General features: G+C 71.4%; 4 protein-coding genes. 3 read left to right on the forward strand and 1 reads right to left on the reverse strand.

Features of this window, described 5'->3' with window-relative positions:
- Nucleotides 1-122 precede the first annotated feature (122 nt).
- Entirely contained in the window at nt 123-812 is a 690-nt protein-coding gene (locus ACFWE2_RS24890; RefSeq protein ID WP_377226890.1) for a VOC family protein, read from the forward strand.
- A gap of 97 nt (nt 813-909) precedes the next feature.
- Here ACFWE2_RS24890 and ACFWE2_RS24895 read toward each other — a convergent pair whose 3' ends face one another.
- Complete coding sequence (locus ACFWE2_RS24895) at nt 910-1,905, reverse strand: aldo/keto reductase (protein ID WP_377226891.1); 996 nt, start codon at nt 1,903-1,905, stop codon at nt 910-912.
- A 154-nt stretch (nt 1,906-2,059) separates the two neighbouring features.
- On the opposite strand from ACFWE2_RS24895, the gene ACFWE2_RS24900 reads away from it, so the two are divergent.
- Both ACFWE2_RS24900 and ACFWE2_RS24905 read left to right on the forward strand, forming a co-directional pair.
- Nucleotides 2,060-3,004: an aldose 1-epimerase family protein gene (locus ACFWE2_RS24900; protein ID WP_377226892.1), complete on the forward strand. Its 945-nt coding sequence runs from the start codon at nt 2,060-2,062 to the stop codon at nt 3,002-3,004.
- A gap of 155 nt (nt 3,005-3,159) precedes the next feature.
- Nucleotides 3,160-3,753 carry a GDSL-type esterase/lipase family protein gene (locus tag ACFWE2_RS24905; RefSeq protein ID WP_377226893.1) on the forward strand — a complete coding sequence of 198 codons (594 nt, stop codon included), beginning with the start codon at nt 3,160-3,162 and terminating at the stop codon, nt 3,751-3,753.
- Nucleotides 3,754-3,857: the final 104 nt, after the last annotated feature.

The raw sequence follows: 3,857 nt of genomic DNA on the forward strand, positions 1-3,857 counted from the left end.
TGCTGGCGTGCGGGGGGGGCTCCCCCCCGGGGTGTGGTTTGGGTGCGGGGGGGGCCTCCCTTCGGGGGATGCCCGCCTCTCGTGCTCTCCCGGGCCGACGTCGATCGCCGTACGCTGACCTGATGGCAGACGCAGCCCTCAAGGACCTGGTCATCGACGCCACCGACGGGCCGAAGCTCGCCGCCTTCTGGTCGGCGGCCCTGGGACTCCGCTCACGGCCGGCCGGTGGCTCCGCGGCCGGCTTCGTGCTCGAGGACGACGTCCCGGAGCACACGGTCTGGATCAACGAGGTCCCCGAGCCGCGCACCGTGAAGCAGCGGGTGCACCTGGACCTGCACGCCACCGTCGACGAGCTCCGGGCGCTCGGCGCCACGCCGGAGGTCGCGCGCGAGGACTGGACGGTCGTGCGCGACCCGGAGGGCGGCGAGCTGTGCGCGTTCCCACGCCGGGCGGCGACGGTGGGCCGCCACCGCTTCTACGCGCTGGTCGTGGACTGCGCCGACCCGGCCGCGGCGAGCGCCTGGTGGGGAGAGCGGTTCGGGGTGGAGCCCCAGCGGTACGCCGACCGGCCGTGGTACCGGCTGGAGCCCGGCGGTGGGCTGCCCTGGCTGATGCTCTTCGTCCCGGTACCCGAGCCGAAGACCGTGAAGAACCGCATCCACTGGGACGTGTGGGGCGAGACCGAGACCTTTCTCGACGCCGGCGCCACGATGCTCATGAGGCGGGCGGACTCCCCCGACCCGCATGTGTTCTGGGACGTGCTCGCCGACCCGGAGGGCAACGAGTTCTGCGTGTTCCGCCCGGAGCGGTGACGGCCGGAGCAGGACCACTTCGAGGTCTAGGTTCCTCCGCTCTGAAACGCTTCAGAAGGGAGCAACCCAGACCTCGAAGGGGAACTGCGGAGTGAGCTCACCACTTGTCGTGGACGTGCTCCTTGATCATCTCGTCGTAGATCTCCCGCACGCCGGACATGAACAGCGGGCCAAGCGTCTCCGCGTGGCCCGCAGCGGCGTTGGCGCGGGCCTGCTCGACGTTGCGCGCCCCCGGGATCACGGAGGAGACGCCGGGCCGCTGCCAGGCCCAGGCGATCGCCGCCTGCGCAGGGGTCAGGGTCTCGCCGACGAGCTCCCGCGCCAGCTCCGTGAACCGGGCGGCGGCCTCGAGCCCCACCTCGTAGGGCACGCCGGAGAACGTCTCGCCGACGTCGAAGGCGGCGCCCTCACGGTTGTAGGTGCGGTGGTCGTTCTCGGCGAACACCGTGTCCTTGGTGTACTTGCCGGAGAGCAGGCCGGACGCGAGCGGCACGCGCGCGATGATGCCGACGCCCGCCGCGGAGGCCGCGGGCAGCACCTCGTCGAGCGGCTTGAGCCGGAACGCGTTGAGGATGATCTGCACGCTGGCGACGTTGGGCCGAGCGATGGCCTCGAGCGCCTCCGTGGTCTTCTCGACGCTCACGCCGTAGGCCGCGATCGCGCCGTCGGACACGAGCTGGTCGAGCGCGTCGTAGACGGCGTCCGACGAGTAGACGGGAGTGGGCGGGCAGTGGAGCTGCACGAGGTCCAGCCGGTCGACGCCGAGGTTCCGCCGGGACCGGTCGGTCCACTCCCGGAAGTTCTGGAGCACGTAGTTCTCCGGCACCTGGTCCATGCGCCGCCCCATCTTCGTGGCGACGGTGATGCCGGCCTCGGGGTGGTCCTTCAGGAAGGAGCCGATCGCCTGCTCGCTGCGGCCGTCACCGTAGACGTCCGCGGTGTCGAAGAAGGTCACCCCGGCCTCGAGCGAGGCCTCGAGGACGGCGCGGGCGTCGCCCTCGCTGACCTCGCCCCAGTCGGCGCCGAGCTGCCAGGTGCCCAGGCCCACAGCCGATACGAGCCGACCGGTCCGTCCGAGTACCTGCTGTTCCATCGTTCCTCCTGCTGCTGGGCGGGCAGACGTGCCCGCGTGGACCCGACGTCAGGTCCTGTTCGTAGCTGGGTCGTGTGAACATCACAGAACCCGACCCTCTAGTCTGCTGTCTCACGCTACGTGGCGCAGGCATAAATTGCCCTACGGTTACGGTGTGAGTGTGACGACAGAAATTCCTCCCGTTGCTGCGGCCAGGCCCCATCCTTCCGGGGACCAGTTCCGGATCAGCCATGAAGGCCACCGCGCGACGGTCACCCAGGTGGGTGCGGCGCTGAGAGAGTACTCGGTCGACGGCCGCGACGTCGTCGTGCCCTTCAGGGCGGACGAGATCAGCCCGGTGTTCAACTGCGCCGTGCTGATCCCCTGGCCGAACCGGCTCCGCGACGGCTCCTACGAGTACGGCGGCCAGACGCACCAGCTTCCCGTCACGGAGCCCGCGCGCAACACCGCGCTGCACGGGCTCGCGGCCTGGGACCGGTGGTCGGTGATCGAGCACACGGGCTCCGCCGTGACCCTCGAGCTCGAGCTGGTCGCCCGGCCGGGCTACCCGTTTCAGCTCGTCGCGCAGATCCGCTACGCCCTGTCCGATGCCGGCCTCGAGGTCACCCTCGACGTCACGAACGTCGGGGCGAGCACGGCGCCCTACGGCTGCGGGTTCCACCCGTGGCTCTCGACGGGCGGCGCGGACCTGGACGAGTGCACGGTCCGTCTCGACGCGGCCACCCGCGTCACGACCGACGAGCGGCTGCTCCCGACCGGCACCGAACCGGCGTCGGGCACCTTTGACCTGCGTGAGCCGCGCAGCGCGGCCGGTCTGGACCTCGACGACGCGTACGTCGACGTCGTACGCGACGCGGACGGTCTTTCCTGGGCCCACCTGTCCGCACCCGACGGCCGCACCGCGGCGGTCTGGATGGACGAGTCGCAGGACGTCTGGCAGGTCTGCTCCGGCGACCACATCGACCCCGACCGTCGCCGCATGGGCCTCGCCGCCGAGCCGATGACCTGCGTCGCCGACGCGTTCCGCACGGGCGAACGGCTCGTGCACCTCGCTCCGGGCGAGCGGCACGCCGTCCGCTGGGGGATGACGCTGCTCTGACGGCACCGCCGAACATGTGTCGCCGGTTCTCACGTCGGCGCACACGCGTCGGCGCGTTGGCACTGTTCGGCCACTGTCCGTGCACCACAATGAGGAACCGGCCGTCCGCCAGGCTGCCGGGAACAGGCAAGGAGAGTCCGTTGCAGGATCGCGAGGTGCGCATCTGCGTCGTCGGTGACGAGCTGGCCACGGGTGTCGGAGACGCTCGTGCGCTCGGCTGGACCGGTCGTGTCCTCGCGCGCACCCATTTCTCCCGGCCCGCCATGCTCTTCACCCTCGCCGTGCCCGGCGAGACCAGCACGCAGCTCGGCGCCCGCTGGGAGGCGGAGACCGCCACGCGGTTCGGCTCGGACTCCGAGGTCGAGAACCGCCTGGTGGTGGCCCTGGGGCGGCACGACGTCGCCTCAGGGCTCACCGTCGCGCGCTCGCGGCTGAACCTGGCGAACATCCTCGACGTCGCGGACGCGAACCGGACGGCGGCGTTCGTCGTCGGGCCGCCGCCCGGGCTGCCCGCGGAGGGCGGCCGGATCGCGGAGCTGTCGGACGCGTTCGCCGACGTCGCCAACCGGCGCCGGGTGCCGTACGTCGACACGTACACGCCGCTCGCGCAGCACGAACAGTGGCTCGCCGACCTCGCGCAGGGCGGGGGCGTCTACCCCGGCCAGGCGGGCTACGGGCTCATGGCGTGGCTGGTGCTGCACACCGGCTGGCACGCCTGGCTGGGCCTCCCCCAGGACGAGGTCGCCTGAAGTAATCAGACCGAATGGTCGGCAGAATGTCAGGTGGTCGGCCTCGATGCTGGAGTCCGCCGAGGCGTGGGCCAGCAGCGCGGTGACGATGTCGGAGTCGGAGG

Origin of the sequence: Promicromonospora sp. NPDC060271, from assembly GCF_042726755.1 — a bacterium.
Lineage (GTDB): Bacteria > Actinomycetota > Actinomycetes > Actinomycetales > Cellulomonadaceae > Promicromonospora.